Source organism: Micromonospora globispora, from assembly GCF_003857015.1.
GTDB lineage: Bacteria > Actinomycetota > Actinomycetes > Mycobacteriales > Micromonosporaceae > Micromonospora > Micromonospora globispora.
The window spans coordinates 1-1,508 of record NZ_QGGF01000400.1; the positions used below are offsets into that span (position 1 = coordinate 1).

Genomic DNA, 1,508 nt, shown 5'->3' on the forward strand with positions numbered 1-1,508 from the left:
CTCTTCTAATGGGTTCCGTCAGCCTGCTGGTGCAGGATGGCTCCGGTAGCGGCTGGCGGGTCAGCACTCCACTCTTCGGGCCTTCGAGGTCTTGCGGCAGACCGTGCGCCCGCCGGTCGTGAGGAGGCTGGACAGCTGATGGGATGACGTGCCCCGCGGTTTGCGGTGAGCACTTGGCCATTAGATCGCTGGGGTCTCTTCCGCGCTGCCATGGACGATGTGGTCCATAGAGGAGGAGAGGCGTGATGCTGTTCCTGGGAGACGACTGGGCCGAGGACCACCACGACGTCGAACTCATTGACGGCAACGGCGGCAAGCTCGTCCGTAAACGGCTACCCGAAGGCCTCGAAGGTGTCACCCGGCTGCACGCTTTGATCGCCGAGCACATGCCGGCCGACTGGGCCGATCTCGACCCGGCCGACGCAGCAGCCCAGGTGCGGATCGGGATCGAGACCGACCGTGGCCCGTGGGTGCAGGCGCTGCTCGCGGCCGGCTATCAGGTGTATGCGATCAACCCGATGTCGGTCGCTCGCTATCGGGAGCGGCATTCCACCTCGGGGGCGAAGTCCGACGCCGGCGACGCGCACGTGCTGGCCGAGATCGTGCGCTTGGATCACGCCCATCACCGTCCGGTCGCCGGCGACAGCGCCGAGGCGGAGGCCATGAAACTGGTGGCCCGCACTCATCAGACGCTGATCTGGGACCGGTCGCGGCAGATGCTGCGGCTGCGCAGCGCGTTACGCGAGTTTTTCCCCGCCGCCCTGGACGCCTTCGACGACCTGACCGCGCCCGACGTGTTGGAGCTGCTCGGCCGCGCGCCGGACCCGGCTCGCGCCGCCCGGCTGTCACGATCACAGATCGCCGCCGCGTTGCGGCGGGCGAACCGCCGCGGCATCGACACGAAAGCCGCCGACTTGCAGCAGCGGCTGCGCGCCGGGCAGCTGCGCCAACCGGACGCCGTTCAGGCCGCTTACGCGGCCATCGTGACTGCCCAGGTTCGGCTGATCGCGGCGCTCAACGCGGAGGTCGAGCAGCTCGGGCAGGTGGTGGCCGACCATTTTGGCCGGCACCGGGACGCTGAGCACTACCTGAGCCAGCCCGGCATTGGTGTGGTCCTCGGCGCCCGGATACTCGGCGAGTTCGGCGACGACCCACACCGCTTCACCGACGCAAAGGCCCGTAAGAACTACGCCGGCACGTCCCCGATCACCCGAGCATCCGGCACCCGCAAAGTCGTTTTGGCCCGCTACGCCCGCAACCGAAGGCTCGGCGACGCCGTCCACCAATGGGCATTCTGCTCGCTGAAAGGCTCACCCGGCGCGCGCGCCTACTACGACACTCTCCGCGCCCGCGGCACCGGCCATCAAGCCGCCCTGCGACAACTCGGCAATCGCCTCGTCGGCATCCTGCACGGCTGCCTCAAGACCGGCGCCGCCTACGACGAGACAACTGCCTGGGCCCATCTCCACCCCAGTTCTTGACAACGAAAAACATAGGATGTCTGCCGC

Annotated in this window: 1 protein-coding gene; it reads left to right on the plus strand. The window is 68.1% G+C overall.

Annotation, left to right across the window (positions count from 1 at the left end; translation table 11 throughout):
* Positions 1-245: 245 nt before the first annotated feature.
* A complete protein-coding gene (locus tag DKL51_RS21330) occupies positions 246-1,481 on the plus strand; it encodes an IS110 family RNA-guided transposase (RefSeq protein ID WP_109948350.1) in 1,236 nt (411 codons plus the stop codon).
* Positions 1,482-1,508: the final 27 nt, after the last annotated feature.